Source organism: Streptococcus sp. SS-4456 (assembly GCF_036680365.1).
Classification (GTDB): Bacteria; Bacillota; Bacilli; order Lactobacillales; family Streptococcaceae; genus Streptococcus.
Map to the genome: position 1 here is coordinate 1 of NZ_JAVIHI010000127.1, position 222 is coordinate 222.

Annotated in this window: 1 protein-coding gene; it reads right to left on the reverse strand. The window is 47.3% G+C overall.

The window, feature by feature from the left end; genetic code table 11:
• A partial coding sequence (locus RFK25_RS11695; RefSeq protein WP_332413575.1) for a DNA cytosine methyltransferase occupies positions 1–222 on the reverse strand: 222 nt, incomplete at both ends.

The following is a 222-nucleotide window of genomic DNA, read 5'->3' on the forward strand; positions in this document are numbered from 1 at the left end:
AGTCGAGATAATCTCGTCCCCCGCCACTTGATAAAAGTCCCTTAACATTTTCAAGGAGTATCCACTCGGGTTTATCTTCTTCCTCTTGGCTCTGGAGGAGGTCAACAAATGTAAAAAAGAGTCCACTTCGCTCACCGTATAGGCCTGCTCGCTTTCCTGCGATAGACACATTTTGACAAGGGCTTCCCGCACACCAGAGATCTGCTTTTGGAAGTTGTGTTG